The sequence below is a fragment of the Solimonas flava DSM 18980 genome, assembly GCF_000426685.1.
GTDB classification, from domain to species: domain Bacteria; phylum Pseudomonadota; class Gammaproteobacteria; order Nevskiales; family Nevskiaceae; genus Solimonas; species Solimonas flava.
Genome location: NZ_AUFV01000008.1, coordinates 24,021 through 40,770 on the forward strand (window position 1 = coordinate 24,021; position 16,750 = coordinate 40,770).

General features: G+C 70.1%; 15 protein-coding genes. All 15 read right to left on the reverse strand.

Annotated features, from left to right (window positions below; genetic code table 11):
• Window positions 1-254: 254 nt before the first annotated feature.
• Entirely contained in the window at window positions 255-1,721 is a 1,467-nt protein-coding gene (locus tag K343_RS0109125; protein ID WP_028007811.1) for a hypothetical protein, read from the reverse strand.
• Window positions 1,721-3,511 carry a vWA domain-containing protein gene (locus K343_RS23360; protein ID WP_084615794.1) on the reverse strand — a complete coding sequence of 597 codons (1,791 nt, stop codon included), beginning with the start codon at window positions 3,509-3,511 and terminating at the stop codon, window positions 1,721-1,723. Before K343_RS23360 ends, K343_RS0109125 begins: the two co-directional genes overlap by 1 nt.
• Window positions 3,508-4,527, reverse strand: coding sequence for a VWA domain-containing protein (locus K343_RS0109135; protein ID WP_028007812.1), 1,020 nt, complete (start codon window positions 4,525-4,527; stop codon window positions 3,508-3,510). Before K343_RS0109135 ends, K343_RS23360 begins: the two co-directional genes overlap by 4 nt.
• An 11-nt stretch (window positions 4,528-4,538) precedes the next feature.
• A complete protein-coding gene (locus K343_RS0109140) occupies window positions 4,539-5,453 on the reverse strand; it encodes a DUF58 domain-containing protein (RefSeq protein ID WP_211226202.1) in 915 nt (304 codons plus the stop codon).
• Window positions 5,454-5,500: 47 nt separating this feature from the next.
• Complete coding sequence (locus tag K343_RS0109145) at window positions 5,501-6,517, reverse strand: AAA family ATPase (RefSeq protein ID WP_084615795.1); 1,017 nt, start codon at window positions 6,515-6,517, stop codon at window positions 5,501-5,503.
• Between the two features lie 561 nt (window positions 6,518-7,078).
• Window positions 7,079-8,371, reverse strand: coding sequence for an adenylosuccinate synthase (locus tag K343_RS0109150; RefSeq protein ID WP_028007815.1), 1,293 nt, complete (start codon window positions 8,369-8,371; stop codon window positions 7,079-7,081).
• Window positions 8,372-8,420: 49 nt separating this feature from the next.
• Window positions 8,421-9,401 carry an ATP phosphoribosyltransferase regulatory subunit gene (locus K343_RS0109155; RefSeq protein ID WP_043112438.1) on the reverse strand — a complete coding sequence of 327 codons (981 nt, stop codon included), beginning with the start codon at window positions 9,399-9,401 and terminating at the stop codon, window positions 8,421-8,423.
• 14 nt (window positions 9,402-9,415) lie between these two features.
• Window positions 9,416-9,607, reverse strand: coding sequence for a DUF2065 domain-containing protein (locus K343_RS0109160; protein ID WP_028007817.1), 192 nt, complete (start codon window positions 9,605-9,607; stop codon window positions 9,416-9,418).
• Window positions 9,604-10,470 (reverse strand): protease modulator HflC, encoded by an 867-nt coding sequence (gene hflC, locus K343_RS0109165; protein WP_028007818.1) that lies wholly within the window; start codon window positions 10,468-10,470, stop codon window positions 9,604-9,606. The genes K343_RS0109160 and hflC overlap by 4 nt, the downstream gene beginning before the upstream one ends.
• A complete protein-coding gene (hflK, locus tag K343_RS0109170; protein ID WP_028007819.1) occupies window positions 10,467-11,612 on the reverse strand; it encodes an FtsH protease activity modulator HflK in 1,146 nt (381 codons plus the stop codon). The genes hflC and hflK overlap by 4 nt, the downstream gene beginning before the upstream one ends.
• 136 nt (window positions 11,613-11,748) lie before the next feature.
• On the reverse strand, window positions 11,749-13,062 hold the full coding sequence (hflX, locus tag K343_RS0109175) for a ribosome rescue GTPase HflX (RefSeq protein WP_028007820.1): 1,314 nt from the start codon (window positions 13,060-13,062) through the stop codon (window positions 11,749-11,751).
• A gap of 170 nt (window positions 13,063-13,232) precedes the next feature.
• The gene (hfq, locus tag K343_RS0109180; protein WP_028007821.1) at window positions 13,233-13,493 is read right to left on the reverse strand and encodes an RNA chaperone Hfq; all 261 of its coding nucleotides are present in this window, start codon (window positions 13,491-13,493) and stop codon (window positions 13,233-13,235) included.
• 71 nt (window positions 13,494-13,564) lie between these two features.
• On the reverse strand, window positions 13,565-14,482 hold the full coding sequence (gene miaA / locus K343_RS0109185; RefSeq protein WP_245585157.1) for a tRNA (adenosine(37)-N6)-dimethylallyltransferase MiaA: 918 nt from the start codon (window positions 14,480-14,482) through the stop codon (window positions 13,565-13,567).
• 78 nt (window positions 14,483-14,560) lie between these two features.
• The gene (locus K343_RS21535) at window positions 14,561-15,595 is read right to left on the reverse strand and encodes a M48 family metallopeptidase (RefSeq protein ID WP_051278104.1); all 1,035 of its coding nucleotides are present in this window, start codon (window positions 15,593-15,595) and stop codon (window positions 14,561-14,563) included.
• A 6-nt stretch (window positions 15,596-15,601) separates the two neighbouring features.
• Window positions 15,602-16,660, reverse strand: coding sequence for a YjgN family protein (locus K343_RS0109195; protein WP_028007823.1), 1,059 nt, complete (start codon window positions 16,658-16,660; stop codon window positions 15,602-15,604).
• Window positions 16,661-16,750: the final 90 nt, after the last annotated feature.

Genomic DNA, 16,750 nt, shown 5'->3' on the forward strand with positions numbered 1-16,750 from the left:
ACCGAAGCGATACGTCCTCACGACGCGGGTGAGCCCATCACGCCCCGACCACGTCACCAGACCATATCGGGCGCCAGAGCGGCGCACCAATGAATTGCGAAACCCTGCGCATAACCCGCGGTTATGCGCCAGGCGCGACGCGACCGCGACCGCGACCGCGGCGGTGCGGGTGCGGGTGCGGGTGCGGGTGCGGGTGCGCGGCACCGTACCGCAGCGCGCGCGATCGACTCCGCACCGCGCCGGCGCCACCGCGCTCACGGCCGCGCGGGCGCGGCAGGCGGCGGCGCGGCTTCGCCGTAGAGCGGCATCACGGCGCCGGCGCGGACCCAGCCGACCTGCGAACCGGCCGCGACCTGGCGCCAGCCGAGGAAAGCGCGCAGGCCGAGCACCACGCTGCCGCCGGCGGCCGGCGTGGTCTCGTCCTGCGGCACCAGATCGGTCGGCGTCGGACTCAGGTTGACGCGCTGCAGCAGCAGGCCGGCGTTGCCCAGGCGCAGCTCGCCGTAGGCCTGCCAGGCGCCGATCGAGGCCGCCAGCGCCAGCAGCGCCACGCCGGCTGCGCCGATGCCGGCATAGCGGTAGCGGCGCGGCCAGCCGCGGTAGCGGCCGACGATCGGCACCGCCGCGGCGGCCGCGAACAGCAGGCTCGCCAGCAGCGCCGCGCGCTGCCAGCCGCCGGGCGCCAGCGCGGCCGGCAGGCGCTCGAGCGCATTGCCGAGGAACAGGCGCTGCAGACGTGAATCGGCGCCGGGTGCGAGCGCGAGCGCCGCACGCAACGTGTCGCGCGCCTGAGGCGTCGACGAGTGCAGCAGGAACGCGGCCGTCGCATGCGCCAGCGCGCGATCGCCGTCCTGCTGCTGCAGGTAGAAGTGCGCGAGATTTTCGTGCGCCGCCCAGTCGCGCGGCTGCGCCTGCAGCGCGACGAGCGCGGCATCGCGCATCGCCAGCGACTCGGCGGCATCGGCCGCGACAGCCGATGCCGTCGCGGGTGCCGCGGACCCGGCGCGCGCCGCCTCCGGCGCCCCGAGCCACAGCGCCAGCGTCAGCACCGCCAGCGGCGGCAGCCAATCGACGCGGCGATCAGGCCCGCGCCGCGTGCGCGGCGGCACCAGCAGCGCCGCACCGAGCGCCTGGGCGCGCTCGGCCCAGTTGTCGGCGAGACCGGCATCGGCGGCGTACAGGCCGCGCTCGGTCGCGCGCCACAGGCCCTGCCACTGCCCGGCGAGCGTGTCGTCGCCGCCGAGCACCCGGATCGCCGCCGCCAGCTCGTCGGCGCTCGGCGCGGCGCTGCGCAGGTCCCAGGCCCGCGCCGCGGCCAGCAGCCAGCGGTGCAGCTGGCGTGGCGTCGGCCGCGTGCCGGGCGCACGCTGCAGCTCGCGCAGCAGGCGGTGCAGCTCGCGCACGCCGCGACGGCGGCCGCGCACCGGATCGGTTTCGAACGCCTGCTTCCAGGCCAGCACCAGCCACAGTGCGGCCGGGACCAGCAGCGCACCGAGCGCGAACCAGGCCGGAGCGAAGGGCCACGGCGCGCTGCCGACGCGGCCGAGCGCCAGCGGCGCGGCGCTGACGGCAACCGCGGCGGCGACCGGCGCATCGGCGCCGGCGGCGGTGTCCGGCATGTCGCCCGCAACCGTGGCGCGCGCGCCGGACGGCAGCGCGGCGGCGGCCAGCGTCGCCGCCAGCACCATTGCCGTGAACCAGCCGCGGAGGGTCGCCGTCATCACCAGTCTTCCTGTTCCGTGGTCTGCTGCGCCTGCGTGCTCTCGCTCATCAGCTGATGCAGGCGCCCCGGCGAATCGCGCTCGGCGACGTCCTTGAGGCGCTGCTTCGAGAACTCGAGGATCGGGTCCGGGCCGGCGCGGCTCTCGCCGGACTTCGCCGCGCGCAGCGCCGCCATGCGCACGTTCTTCGGCGGCGGCGTCTGGTTCTTCTTGGCGACCGGCGAATCGGCGTCGGGCGACAGATCGCCGAGCGAGGCGTCGGTCTTGGTCGCCGAGCCCTGGCCGAACGAATCGTTCGCCGACTGCTGCGTGCTCTGGCCGGCGACGGTCGGCGGCTTGTCCTCCTCGTCGAGCGGATTGGCCTTGTTCTGCGCGGCCTTGTTGGCGCCGTCCTCGCCGGCCGGCGGCTTGAGCATCTCGGTCAGGCGCGCGCGGTAGAACGCCCAGTTGGCAACCGATTTGTCGAGCCGCTCGCCCTCGTAGGTCGCGTCGATCGCATCGCGGATCACGCCCTCGGCCGGAACCAGCTCGGTGCGCTGCTCGTCGAGGCCGTATTTGATCGTCTCCTCGACCATCAGGCGGATATCGTAGGCGTCGTAACCGTAGCGGCCGAGGTGATCGACGATCGCGCGCAGACGCTCGCTCGGGTTGCTGTCGAATACCTCGCGCACCTCGAACTGCGCGTCGGCGTCGAAATGCGCGCGCGCCTGTTCGCCGCCGGCGAGCGTCGCCAGCGCGGCCAGTGCCAGCGGCACGCCGCTGCGCACCGTCGCGCCGGTCTTGCGTCGATGGATCTCGCGCGGCTGCGGCCGCTGGTGGAATTCGGTGAACAGGCCGAGCAGGCCGAGCAGTACCGCCGGCAGCAGGAACCACTGGAAGCGCTCGCGGCTGGCGGTGCCGAGTTCATCGCCGAAACGACCCTTGCGGCCGGTCGCGACGGTTTTCTGCAGTAGCGGTCCGACGTCCTCGAGCGTGCTGGCATTGAGGTACTCGCCGTGCGTGCGCCGCGCCAGTGTCAGCAGCGTCGACGGCATCAGTTTCGAGTGCACCGTGCCGCCACGCGAATCCTGCAGGTAGGCGCCGCTGGCGTCGCGGATGAAGCCGCCGGCCTCGGTGCCGAGTCCGAGCGCGATCACGTGGATCTGCCGCTTCTCCAGCGTGTCGAGCAGGTCCTGCCAGCCCTCGGTCGTGCTCTCGCCGTCGCTGAGCACGATCAGGTAGCGGTCGACGTCGGGCTCCTCGCCGAAACCTTCGAGCGCCGCCTTGAGCATGCCGGTGTAGTCGGAACCGCCCTGCGGCATGTAGTCCGGCCCGAGGTCGGGCAGGAACTCGCGGATAATCTGGTAATCGGAACTCAGCGGCACCTGCACGAACGCGGTGCCGGCGAACACGATCAGCCCGACGCGCTCGCCCTTGAGCGCATCGAGCAGCGATTCGGTGATCGCCGCGGCGTGATCGAGCCGCGTCGGCTCGACGTCCTCGGCGAGCATGCTGCGCGACAGATCGAGCGCGATCATCACCTCGCGCGCGCTGGTGAACGCGCTTTGATCCTGCTCGCCCCAGCGCGGCTGCGCCAGCGCCACGATCGCCAGCGCGATCGCCAGCAGCATCAGCACGCGCGGCCGCGGGCGCCCCGGCACCCGCGCGCGCAGGCGTTCGCCGACGACCGCGACCCGCCGCATCGCCGGCCAGCGCGCCGTCGCGATGCGCCGCGCATGGCGGCGCATCGCGACGGCGCCGAGCAGCGGCAGCAGCAATGCCAGCAACAGCAGTGGTGAACCCCAGCTCATGCGTAGGCATCCTCGCCGCTGCGACGCACGGCGCCGAACAGCGCCAGGCCGAGCAAGGCGACGCCCGGCAGCGCGAAGTACGCGAACAGTTCATGGCTGATCAGCGGCGGCGGCGCATCGAAGTCGATCTTGTTCTCGCGGTCGATCTGCGCGAAGGCCTGACCGACCGCGCGCTCGTCGGTGGCGCGGAAGAACAGGCCGCCGGTGCTCTCGGCAATGTCGCGCAGCAGCAGCGTGTCGACTTCCGACGCGCGAATCTCGGTGCCGACGCGCTTGCCGGCGTAGTCGAACACCGGCATCGGAATATTGCCTTCGGCACCGGCGCCGATCGTGTAGACGGCGACGCCGTCCTCGGCCGCGAGCTGCGCGGCCTGGCGCGGATCGAGCGAACCCTTGTTGCTGGCGCCGTCGGTGAGCAGCACGATGAACGCGCCCTCGCGCTTGCCGGCCTCCCCCTTCTGTCCCTGGCGCAGGCGCGACAGCGAGACGCCGATCGCGTCGCCGATCGCGGTGCCATCCTCGATCAGGCCGATCGACAGGCGCGCCGTCTGCTTGCGCAGCCACTCGTGGTCGAAGGTCAGCGGCGCGAAGGTATAGGCGCGGCCGCCGAAGGTGACGATGCCGATGCGGTCGTCCGGACGGCGGTTGATGAAGGCGGAGATGATCGGCTTGATCGCCTGCAGGCGGTTGGTGGTCGTGCCGCCGCGCTGGAAGTCCTCGGCGTACATGCTGGTCGACAGGTCGATGGCGATGATGAAGTCGTAGCCGCTGCGCTTCGGGTCCTTCTCCGGCTCCAGGAACTGCGGCCGCGCCAGGCCGACGATCAGCAGCGCCAGCCCGGCATACGCGCAGGCCACCGCCCACGGCGGTGAATTGGCGCTCGCCGACATCTGCCACTGCTGCGCCTCGGGCACCACCAGCACCGTCACGCCGCGGCGCCGGCGCAGCCACATCAGCAGCGGCAGCGCGGCCAGCAGCCACAGCCAGAGAGAGTCGTGAAACGTCCAGCCCGGCATACGTCAGTCCCTCAGCCGCGGGCGCCGGGCTGCTTGTGCCGGCGGAAGTAGGCGATCAGCGACTGCAGCAGGTCCTCGTCGTTGCGTACCGCGAGGCGGCCGCCGGGCGTCGGGAACAGGCGGCTGAAATAGGCGTCGCGCCAGACGCGCCACTGCGCGTGCGCATGGCGCTCGGCGCGCGACGCAGGATCGAGATTGACGACGCGGCCGGCGACCGGGTCGTAGACGGCCAGGCGCCCGCACTCCGGCAGCGCATCGTCCCAGGCGTCGTCGGCGCGCACGCCGATCGTCTGGCAGCGCTGCTGCAGCACGCGCCAGCCCTCCGGCGTTTCGGTCGGCATGAAAGCGCCGAACCAGAGGATCACGCTGCCGTTCGAAGCCGCGCGGCGGATCATCCGCCACGGCAGCGCGCAGTCCGGCGCCACATCGAGCGGCGGCGGCGGCGTGTCGAGCAGGCGCGAGGCCATACGCAGCGTGCTCTTGCGGCCGGCCATCGGCCGCTGATACCAGGACGCGACCGGCGAGCTGTAGAACAGGCCGACGCGGTCGCGGTTCACCGAAGCCAGCAGCATCAGCAGCGCGGCGACTTCGAGCAGCGATTCGCGGCGCGTGCGCGCACCGGAGCCGAACTGCAGCGCCGGCGAATCCTCGAACACGAAGATCAGCGACAGCTCGCGCTCTTCGACGAACTTCTTGCGGTACGGCTCGCCGAGCCGCGCCGTCACGTTCCAGTCGATGTCGCGCAGGTCGTCGCCCCACTGGTACTTGACGACCTGATCGAACTCCATGCCGCGGCCGCGGAATGCCGAGCGGTAGTCGCCGGACAGCGTGGTGTTGACCGCACGCTCGATCTGCCACTCCATGCGCCGCAGCGCCGCTTTCGGCGCGGTCGGCAGGACGGCGGTCGCGGCGGGAATCGGCGCCATTGAGTCGGACCTGTACGAGCGAAGGGCGAGCGGGGAGCGGACGGCGTTCAGCGCGCGCCGGCGTCCGGTTCCGGCACCGCGGTCTGGCGCAGCACCTCGGCCAGCACCTGATCGGTCGTCATGCCGATCGCTTCGGCCTCGTAGGTCAGGCCGACGCGGTGACGCATGACGTCGAGAAAGATGTCCTGCACGAAGGCCGGCGCCACGAAATCGCTGCCGCGCAGCCAGGCCAGCGCCTTGCTCGCCTGCAGCAGGCCGAGCGAGGCACGCGGCGAAGCGCCGAAGGCCAGCGTGCGCGGCTCGCGCGACGAATCTTCCTTGCGCGCGGCGATCGCGCGCGTGGCGCGGACCAGGGCGACGATGTAGGCCTGGATCGCGTCGGCGACATGCACCCGATCGACTTGCTTGCGCAGTTCCAGCAGCTGCGCGCCGCTGGCGACGGCCTGCACTTCGGGCTGCGAGGTGACCTGGCCCCAGCGCCGCATCATCTCGATTTCTTCGTCGACCGCCGGGTAGTCGAGCATCAGCTTGAACAGGAAGCGGTCGAGCTGCGCTTCCGGCAGCGGATAGGTGCCTTCCTGCTCGACCGGGTTCTGCGTCGCCATCACCAGAAACGGCTTGGGCAGCGCGTGCGTGGCGCCGCCGATCGTCACCTGCCGTTCCTGCATCGCTTCGAGCAGCGCGCTCTGCACCTTGGCCGGCGAGCGGTTGATTTCGTCGGCGAGGACCAGGTTCGCGAAGATCGGGCCCAGGTGCGGCGAGAACTTGCCGTCACCCGGCGAGTACACCATCGTGCCGACCACGTCGCTCGGCAACAGGTCCGGCGTGAACTGGATGCGCTCGAAGCGCACGCCGAGCGCTTGCGCGAGCGATTTGACGAGCAGCGTCTTGGCCAGGCCCGGCATGCCTTCGAGCAGCACGTGGCCGCCGGTCAGCAGCGCGATCTGCAGGCGTTCGATGATCGGGCGCTGGCCGAGGACCGCCTTGCCGATTTCGTCGGCGAGCGTCGCCGACCACTGCGCACCGGACAGCGGGGCCGGCGCCATGTCTGCGGCCGCGCTCATGGCGCGACGCCCGGCCGGACGGTTCCGAGCGCGGTCTGCACCGCGCGCGCGCCGCGCGGCGCAGCGGAAAAGTATGTCGTCGTCAACATCGTGCGCTTCCTGTCGAGTGGCTCGTTGAGATTAGGAAGCGCCTGCTTCCCCAGCCAATGAATTTGTCAGTGGAGCGCATAACTCGCGGTTATCCGCTTCCCGCGCTTCGGCTTGATGCAAATTCCCGTCCACTCGCGTGCGCCTTGCTGCGGCGGCATTTTTGGGGGACGCGGGCGCGCAAAGCACGATGCGCTGGTATACCCCGGAATGCGACGACGACGCGGCGCGTTCATCGCCGGATCGGCGCCGTTCGGGCGGTGGGTGGGCCTTCGTCCCGCCGTCGGCGAGCGAACGGTGGCGGGCCTTGGTACCGCTATCGTGCAACGCGCACCAATCGCGGGCCCGTGCGACTCCATCCGGTGCGCGAGCACCACCGGCCGGCGGCATAGGCGGCGCCGATGCGGCAACGCGCAAAGAAAAAGCGGCGGCTCCGTTGCCGGAACCGCCGCTTTCGGCGTCGCTCGCGCGGTTTCAGTCGAACGGATTGCGCAGCACCATCGTGTGCTCGCGGTCCGGGCCGGTCGAGATGATCGCGACTTCGGTTTCCGTCACTTCCTCGAGGCGCTTAAGGTAGCGGCGCGCCTTCTCCGGCAGGTCCTCGTAGCGCGTCACGCCGTAGGTGTTCTCCTGCCAGCCCGGCATTTCCTCGTAGATCGGCTCGACCCTGGCGAAGCCCTCGGCGCCGATCGGCGGCACTTCGACCGGCTTGCCGTCAACCTTGTAGCCGGTGCAGATGCGGATCACGTCGAGCTCGTCGAGCACGTCGAGCTTGGTGACGCACAGGCCGGTGACGCTGTTGTTGAAGATCGAGCGGCGCGCAGCGACGGCGTCGAACCAGCCGCAGCGGCGCGGACGCTTGGTCACGGTGCCGTACTCGGCACCCTTGTCGCGAATCTGCTGGCCGATGTCGTCGACCAGTTCGGTCGGGAACGGACCCGAGCCGACGCGCGTCGCGTAGGCCTTGACGATGCCGAGCACGTAGTCGAGCTCGCGCGGGCCGACGCCGGTGCCGGTCGCGGCGCCGCCGGCGGTCGTGTTCGACGAGGTCACGAACGGATAGGTGCCGTGGTCGACGTCGAGCAGCGCACCCTGCGCGCCCTCGAACAGCACGTTGTCGCCGCGGCGCAGGTGCAGGCGCAGCAGCTCGGTGACGTCGGCGACCATCGGCCGCACGATGTCGGCGTAGCCGAGCAGCGTCTCCAGCGTTTCCTGGAAGTCGACCGGCTCTTCCTTGTAGAAATTCTGCAGCACGAAGTTGTGATAGCCGAGCAGCTCGCCGAGCTTGGCAGCCAGCAGCTCGCGCGAGAACAGGTCGCCGACGCGCACCGCGCGCCGCGCCACCTTGTCCTCGTAGGCCGGGCCGATGCCCTTGCCGGTGGTGCCGATCTTGTTCTCGCCGCGCGCGCGCTCGCGCGCCTGATCGAGCTTGACGTGCACCGGCAGCACCAGCGGCGTCGCCTCGGAGATGCGCAGGCGCTCGCGCACCGACGCGCCGGTCGCCTCGACCTTCTCGATCTCCTTGATGAGGTCCGGCAGCGACAGTACGACGCCGTTGCCGATCAGGCAGGCGACGCCGGGGCGCATGATGCCGGACGGAATCAGGTTCAGCGCCGTCTTCACGCCGTTGATGACGAGCGTGTGGCCGGCATTGTGGCCACCCTGGAAGCGCACCACGGCCTGCACGCGGTCGGTCAGCAGGTCGACGACCTTGCCCTTGCCTTCGTCACCCCACTGCGCGCCGATCACGACGACTGTCTTACCCATAAAGCACCTTCATCACTCACTTGAACGGCGCGCCCAGCGCGCCAGGGGGTCACGCGCCGAGGCGCAGCAAATCGTTGAGGTCGGCCGAGAAGCCGGTCGCCGGCCGCGGCGCGCCGAACTCGTGGCCGACGCCGTCGTAGCGGCCGCCGCGCGCGATCTCGCGGCCGTGGCCGGGCACGAACGCGGCGAACACCATGCCGGTCTGGTAGCGGTAGCCGCGCAGTTCGGCGAGGTCGAGGTTGATCGGCAGCCGCGGCATCTCGCGGCGCAGTTCGGCGATCGTGTCGCCGAGCAGCGTCAGCGCCGCGACGACTTCGCCGCGCTCGCCCTTGAGCAGTTCCCCGGCGCGCGCCAGCACGTCCTCGGGCGCGCCGTTGAGATCGATCAGCGCGCCCATCGTGCGCGCCACGCGCGGCTTGAGCTGGCGCGCCTGCGCGAACTCGGCGAGGTCCGGATGCGATTTGCGCTGCACGATGTCGAACAGCACCGCCTCGCTGTCGGCGTCGAGGCCGAGCTTGGCGACGACGGCGCGATAGATGCCGACGTGGCCGAGGTCGAGGTGCACGTTGCGCAAGCCGGCCAGCTTCAGCGTCTTGAGCATGACGCGCAGGATTTCGAGATCCGCCGTCATGCCGGGTTCACCGAAGATCTCGCAGCCGACCTGGCGCGGCGAGCGCGGCCCGCCGAGGCTGTCGGGGCGCGAGCGCAGCACGGTGCCGAGATAGCAGAGGCGCACGATCGCCTGGTCGCGATAGTGCCGTGCGGCGATGCGCGCGGCCTGCGGCGTCATGTCGGCGCGCAGCCCGAGCAGCCGGCCGGTGGCCGGATCGGTGAGCTTGAAGATCTGCTGTTCGAGATCCTGCGCGGTGCCGGTCAGCAGAGCGTCGAGGTGCTCGATCAGCGGCGGATGCACCAGCTCGTAACGGCTCTTGCGGTAGTAGTCGAGCAGCTTGCGGCGCAGGTCTTCGAGCTGCCACGACACCGGCGGCAGCGCTTCCTCGACGCCGCTGGGCAGCATCCACTTCTTCATGTCGATCTTGGTTCCTAGACGAACTGCAGGACGGCGAGGCCGGCGACCATGCTGGCGAAGCCGATCATGCGCATGCTGCGGTTTTCGAGTTGCGCGATGGTGAACAGCGTGCGCCGCCACTGCGACGGCGCCGCGAACGGCATCAGCCCCTCGATCACCATCACCAGCGCCAGCGCGCGCAGCAGCTCCGTCCAGTCGAAGCTCACGGCACGCCGTTCTTGAAGTACTTGAAGAACGGGCTGTCCGGCTGCAGGACCATGACGTCGCCCTGCCCGCCGAGGCTGTCGCGGTAGACGTTCAGCGTGCGGTAGAAGCTGTAGAACTCCGGATCCTGGCCGTAGGCCTTGGCGTAGATCTCCGCGGCGCGGGCGTCGCCCTGGCCCTTGAGCTGCTCGGCCTGCCGGTAGGCGTTGGCCAGCGTCACCTGCGCTTCCTGATCAGCCGTCGCGCTGATCTTCTCGGCCTCCTCGGCGCCGCGGGCGCGCAGGTCGGAAGCGACGCGCGCGCGCTCGGCGCGCATGCGGTCGTAGACCGATTCGCTGACCGTCTGCGGCAGGTTGATCGACTTGATGCGCACGTCGATGACGCTGATGCCGAGATCCTTGACCTTGTCGACGACGCTCTCGCGCAGCGCCGCGGTGATGGCGTTGCGCTCGTCGGATACCGCCTGCTGGATGGTGCGCGAGCCGAACTCGTCGCGCAGACCGCGGTTGACGATGCCGGCGAGGCGGTCCATCGCCACCAGTTCCTGGCCGCGCGTCGCGCGGTAGTAGGTCGCGGCGTCGGAAATGCGCCACTTGACGTAGTAATCGACCTCGACGTTCTTCTTCTCGACCGTCAGGAAGTTCTCGGTCTGGTTGTCGAGCGTCAGCACGCGGCCGTCGAAGGTATCGACGCGCTGCACGAACGGCAGCTTCAGATGCAGGCCCGGCGTGTAGCTCTCGCCCTTGAGCTCGCCGAACTGGAACAGCAGCGCGCGCTCGCGCTGGTCGACGATGAACAGCGAATTCGACGCCGCCCAGAGGACGAGGCCGACGATCAGAATCGTCAGCAGAGTGGAATTCTTCATTGGCGGCTCCGGTCGCGCGAACGCGAGCTGTCGCTGGAGGTACCGCCGCTGTCGCTGCGCGGCACCGCCTGATAGGAACGCTGCGGAACGTCCGGCGTGCCCGCGGAAGCGCCCGGCGCATTCTTGAGGATCTGGTCGAGCGGCAGGTAGATCATCGGGCTGCCCTTGTCGACGTCGAGCAGCACCTTGCTCGAACCGCCGAGCACGCTCTGCATCATGTCGAGGTAGAGGCGTTCCTTGGTGACCTTCGGCGACTTCTTGTACTCGGTGACGAGCTGGCTGAAGCGGGCCGCGTCACCTTCGGCCCTGGCGACCACCTGATCGCGATAGGCGGTCGCCTCGGCGATCTGGCGCGCCGCGGCGCCACGCGCCTTCGGCAGACGGTCGTTGGCGTAGGCCTCGGCCTCGTTCTTGACGCGCTGCTGGTCCTCGCGGGCCTTGATCGCGTCGGCGAACGCGGCCTGCACCGGCTCCGGCGGCTGCGCCTGCTGCAGGTTCACTTCGGTCACGACCAGACCGGCCTGGTAGGCGTCGAGCCGCTCCTGCAGGAGCCGCTTGGTCTCGTCGGCGACTTCCTCGCGGCCTTCGGTCAGGATGAAGTCCATCTCGCTCTGGCCGACCACTTCGCGAACCGATGCCTTGAGGGCCTGCTTGAGGGTCAGGTCCGGCTCGGACACCTGGAACACGTAATCGTCGACATTGGAGATGCGGTACTGCACCGACAGCTCGACGTCGATGATGTTCTCGTCCTTGGTCAGCATCGTCGCTTCCTCGCGCACCGAGCGCACGCCGGTGACGTTGACGATCTCGATGTCCTCGACCGGCCACGGCAGGTGCCAGTGCGGGCCCGGCCCGGTCGTGCCGACGTGCTGGCCGAAGCGCAGCACCACGGCGCGCTCCTGCTCGTCGACCACGTAGATGCCGGAGCCCAGCCACAGCGCCGCGATCAGCAGCGCGGCGACGCCGAACAGGCCGGACGGCATGCCCTTGCCGGCGCCCGGCACGCCGGGACCACCGCCCTTGCCGCCGAAGCGCTCCTTGAAACGCTTCAGCGCATCATCGAGCGGGTTCGGACTTTGGCCGCCGCGCTTCGGTCCCTGGTTCCACGGGTCGCGGCCGGGGCCGGGCTCATTCCAAGCCATTGACTGACTCCTACCTGGTATTCGTGCAGACGTCCGCAATGGATACGGCGGACGGGATTTGTCGGCATGCCCGGCGGGATACCCGGCGGCCCTTGCCTGCTTTGCGATTGCGCAGTCTCCTGGCGAGCCGCAAATTTTAGGGAGATAGCTCCCATTCCTCAACGACATGCGGCGACGGCGGCGGCAAAACCCCGGCCGCCGCACACAATCCGCGCAGGCGTTCGTAGGGCATGGCCACGCGCAGATGGAAATTGCCCTGCTCGTCGACCGCCTCGGCGCGGATCGCATGATGGGTGAACAGCTGCGCCCGCAGCCGCGCCGCCGACGGCGGCAGAACCAGCTCCTGCTCCTGCAGCGCCGGCTGCAGGCGTTCGGCGATCGCCTCGCGCAACAGGTCGAGTCCGAGTCCCTGGCGCGCCGAAACGTAGACGCGCGCCGGCCGGCCTTCCTCGTCGCGCTCGATGCGCGGCGTTTCGTCCTCGCGCAGATCGATCTTGTTGAAGACCTGCAGGCGTGGCACTTCGTCGGCGCCGATCTCGCCCAGCACTTCCTCGACCTGCCGGATGCGGGTCGTGCGCTCGGGGTCGGCGGCGTCGACCACGTGCAGCAGCAGCGAGGCGTCGCGCGCTTCCTCGAGCGTGGCGCGGAACGCGGCGATCAGGTCGTGCGGCAGATCGCGGATGAAGCCGACGGTGTCGGCGAGCAGCACGGTCTCGCCGGTCTTGACCGCCAGGCGCCGCACCGTGGTGTCGAGCGTCGCGAACAGCTGGCTCGACGCAAAGGTGGCGTCGCCGGTCAGGGCGTTGAACAGCGTCGACTTGCCGGCATTGGTGTAGCCGACCAGCGATACCGTCGGCACGTCGTTGCGCATGCGCGCGGCGCGGCTCTGCGCGCGGCGCCCGCGCACCGCCTCCAGATGCCGCTTGAGCGTGCCGATGCGCTCGCGGATCAGGCGGCGATCCATTTCGAGCTGGGTTTCGCCGGGGCCGCGCAGGCCGATGCCGCCGCCGCGCTGGCGCTCCAGGTGCGTCCAGCCGCGCACGAGGCGCGTGGCGACGTGGTTGAGCTGCGCCAGTTCGACCTGCAGCTTGCCCTCGTGCGAGCGGGCGCGGGTCGCGAAGATATCGAGGATCAGACCGGCGCGGTCGAGCACGCGGGCCTTGACGATCTTCTCGAGATTGCGCTCCTGGCTCGGCGACAGCGCGTGGTTGAAGATCACCAGCTCGGCGCCGCTCGCGGCGACCGCGTCGGCGATCTCCTGGGCCTTGCCGGAGCCGACGAACAGGCCCGGATCGGGATCGCGGCGCGAGCCGCCGATGACGTCGATGATCTCAGCGCCGGCCGAACGCGCCAGCTCGATGAATTCCTGGCGGTCGGACTCGAAGTCGGCACCGGGGAACTCGAGATGCACCAGCAGGGCCTTCTGGCCTGCTTTCGGTCGCTCAAACATGGCGCCGGGCCGTCAGTGCGCCAGCGACGCGGCCGGGCCACGTCCGCTGCGGCGTGGCTCCGTGCGGGCCGGCAAGGGAGCCGTCACGGCATGCACCGTGACGCCGGCTCGACACGCGACCGCCGCCGGACAACCGGCGGCGGCACTGGGGGATACGGAAGACGATGCGGTCAAGCGGCGGGAGTCTCCGCGGCGGCGTCGCCTTCGCCTTCCGCGTCGTAGATGCGCACGGCACGCGCCGGCACGACGGTCGAGATGGCATGCTTGTAAACCATCTGGCTGACGCTGTTGCGAAGCAGCACGACGAACGAGTCGAAAGATTCGATCTGGCCCTGCAGCTTGATGCCGTTGACGAGATAAATGGAAACCGGGATGCGTTCTTTGCGCAGGGCGTTCAGAAACGGTTCTTGTAGCGTATGACCTTTCGACATCGGATTTTCCCTATTGTGTACCCGGACTTACGTGGCCCGGACGTGGTTATCGCCGGTCAGTGTAGCACTGCTCACGAGCCTGCGCTGTCGTCCGTGGCGGCGTGCAACGCGAGTGCCTTCTCTATGAGGTCGGCTTGCGCCGGATCAAGCCAGACCAGACCGGATTCGGAGCGCAGCCAGGTCAGCTGACGCTTGGCGAACTGGCGGGTCGCGGCCATGCCGCGCCGGACCGCTTCGTCGATCGGATATTCGCCGGCCAGATGACCCCACAGCTGCCGGTAGCCGACCGCGCGGATCGACGGCAGCTCCGGATGCAGGTCGCCGCGCCGGTATAGCGCCGCAACCTCGTCGAGGAAGCCGGCCGCCATCATGTCGTGGAAGCGCCGTTCGATCCGCGCATGCAGTTCGGCGCGCGCCGGCGGATTCAGCGCCAGCTTGAGCCAGCGCTCGCCGCCGCCGGCGGCTTTGGGCTGCGCGTAGAAAGCGCTCGGCGCCATGCCGCTCAGCTCGGCGATCTCCAGCGCCCGCTGGATGCGTTGCTGGTCGTTCGGATGCAGGCGCGCCGCGGTCGGCGGATCGAGCGCCGCCAGGCGCGCGTGCAGCGCCGGCCAGCCGAGCCGGGCAGCCTCGGCTTCGAGCCGGGCGCGCAGCTGCGGATCGGCGGACGGCAGCGCGCTGAGGCCCTGGGTCAGGGCCCGGAAGTAGAGCATCGTGCCGCCGACCAGCAGCGGCACACGGCCGCGGCCGCGGATCTCGCCGATCAGCCGCCGCGCGTCCTCGGCGAAGCGCGCCGCCGAGTACGGCTCGGCCGGGTCGAGAATGTCGATCAGATGATGCGGCACGTCCGCCCGCATCGCCGCGTCGGGCTTGGCCGAGCCGATGTCCATACCGCGATAGACGAGCGCCGAGTCGACCGAGACGATCTCGACCGGCAGGCGCTCGGCCAGCGCCAGCGCCAGCGCGGTCTTGCCCGACGCAGTCGGACCCATCAGCAGGATGACGGGGGCGGAATCGTCGGTAGACGCCATAGGCGCGTAGTGTACGGTCGCACTGCCCGGCTGCGGCAGCTACGGTTCGGCGCCGCCACGCCCGGCGCCGTCCGGCGGCAGGCTCTCCAGCGCCCGCGCGCGTTCGAGCAGCGCCGGATGCGAATCAAGCAGTCCGCCGAGCGGATCGGCACCGCCCTGCCCGCGCTGCGCGTCGAGCTTGCGCAGCAGCGCGCCGAGCCGCGCCGGCGCGATGCCGTTGACGCGCATCAGCGCGGCGGCGTAGCGATCGGCTTCTGCCTCGAACGCGCGCGAATAGCGCGCCTGCATCAGCACGGTCGGCGCCGTCGCCAGCACGGTGCTGACGTCGCCGAACCACCATGCCGCGAGCACGCCGATCGCCGAGTTCTGCGCGATCAGGCGCAGACCGTGGCGATGATGCACGTGACCGAGTTCGTGACCGATGACGCCGAGGATCTGTGCGTCGTCGTCGGCCAGCGCCACCAGCTCGTCGAGCAGCACGACCGTACCGTCCGGCAGCGCGAATGCGTTCGGCCCGAGATCGGGGGCGCTGCGAAACTCCAGCCGGTATACCGGCTGCGAACCGTCGGGCGCGCGCAAGGCCTCGGCGGCGCCGGTCAGATCGGCGGCGCGCGTCGGATCGAGCGTCGATTTGTGCAGCAGATGGCGGTCGAGCAGGTCCAGGCTCTGTTCGGACAGGACCCGCGTCATGCGCTCCGGCATCGTGTCGGCGATCCACTGCGCACCGCGCGGCACGCCCCAGACCAGTGTCGCCGCGGCGAGCAATCCGATCGCGACGACCGCCAGCGCGACGATCTTCCAGTCGGCCTCGGCGCGATGCAGCCAGCCGCGCCCGAGCGGCGTGCGCCGCAGCATCGCCTCCAGCGCCGCGTGGTCGCGCAGCTCGCAGGACGCGCCGTCGGCGAACGCGATCGTGCGCGGCGCGCGGCCGATGCGCGCCGACAGGCGCAGCGTCGCAAGCGGCTCGCGGCGCTCGATGCCGTCACCGCAAACGTGCAGGTCGTCGCCGTCGAGCGCGACGCGCACGGCGTGGCCGCGCGCGTGGCGTCCGTCGAAATAGACCGCGTCGAGCATGGCCCTTCAGAGCCCGATGTCGATGTCGAACAGCTCGGCGGTTTCCTCGCCGAGCGCAGCGACCTCGACGCCGGCATCGGCGACGATGGCGTCGAGCGAACCTTCGACCTGCAGGCTCGTGCAGCTCGCACGGTAACGGGCGACGCGCACCGCCGCCCACGGCATGAACAGGCCCAGCGTCAGCGCCACGAGCACGAAGTTGCTCGCCGTGATCCCGAGCAGGCGCCAGCCGGACAGCCGGCTGACGAAACGATGCGGGCCGAGCGCCGTGTGATTCCAGATCAGGTTCTGGATCGCCGCCTGAAACAGCGGGCCGAGCACCAGCGCTCCGAACAGGAACACGGCGAGAAAGCCGAAGCCGGCGGCCGCCACCGCCTCCGGATCAGGCTTGCCGCCGGCCTTCGCACTGGCCGACAGGCCGATGATCGGCAGGAACGCGAGCGCGAACAGCACCGCGAAGCCGACCATGAACGGCAGATAGGTCCGGTAAAAGCGCCCGACGCCGGCGCTGAACGAGAACGCGCTGCCGCCAAAGCAGGCGTTGCCGTGCTGGTAACGCTTGAGGCGCTGGTGGAACAGCGGCGCGGCGAGATAGGCGGTGAAGAACATCAGCGCGCCGTAGCCGAGGAACACCCCGTAGGCGCCGGCCAGTGAACCGCGAAAGCTGAAGCGCAACCCGCGATAGCTGCTGTAGTGCGCGCGGAAGCGAAAAGCGTTGCGCAGCAGCCAGGGCATCACCAGCGCGATCAGCACCAGCGCGACCGCCGTCCACACCGACAGGTAGGTCGTCGCGAAGTGATAGATCAGCAGCAGGCCGAGCGCGATCAGGCGGCCCTTGAGGATCGACCAGGGCTTGCCGTGGTAGTCGAACGGCGCGCCGGCCAGCTCGGTGTTGCGATAGAAGTACTGCAGGCGCCGGACTTTCGCCCACGGCGAATAAAGCCCCAGCGTGACCAGCGTCAGCAGCAGGTTGACGATCCAGATGCCGAAGTATTCGCCACCGGAACCATTGAAGCGGAACGGCTCGGTCTGCACCGGCGGCGCCGGCGTCGGTTCGCTATCCATATCCCCCCCCCGGGATCGAAGTCATCGAAGTCGATGAATGCCTGCACGCCCGCGCGGCGCCCACGGCCACTTCGAGGATAAACAAACGGA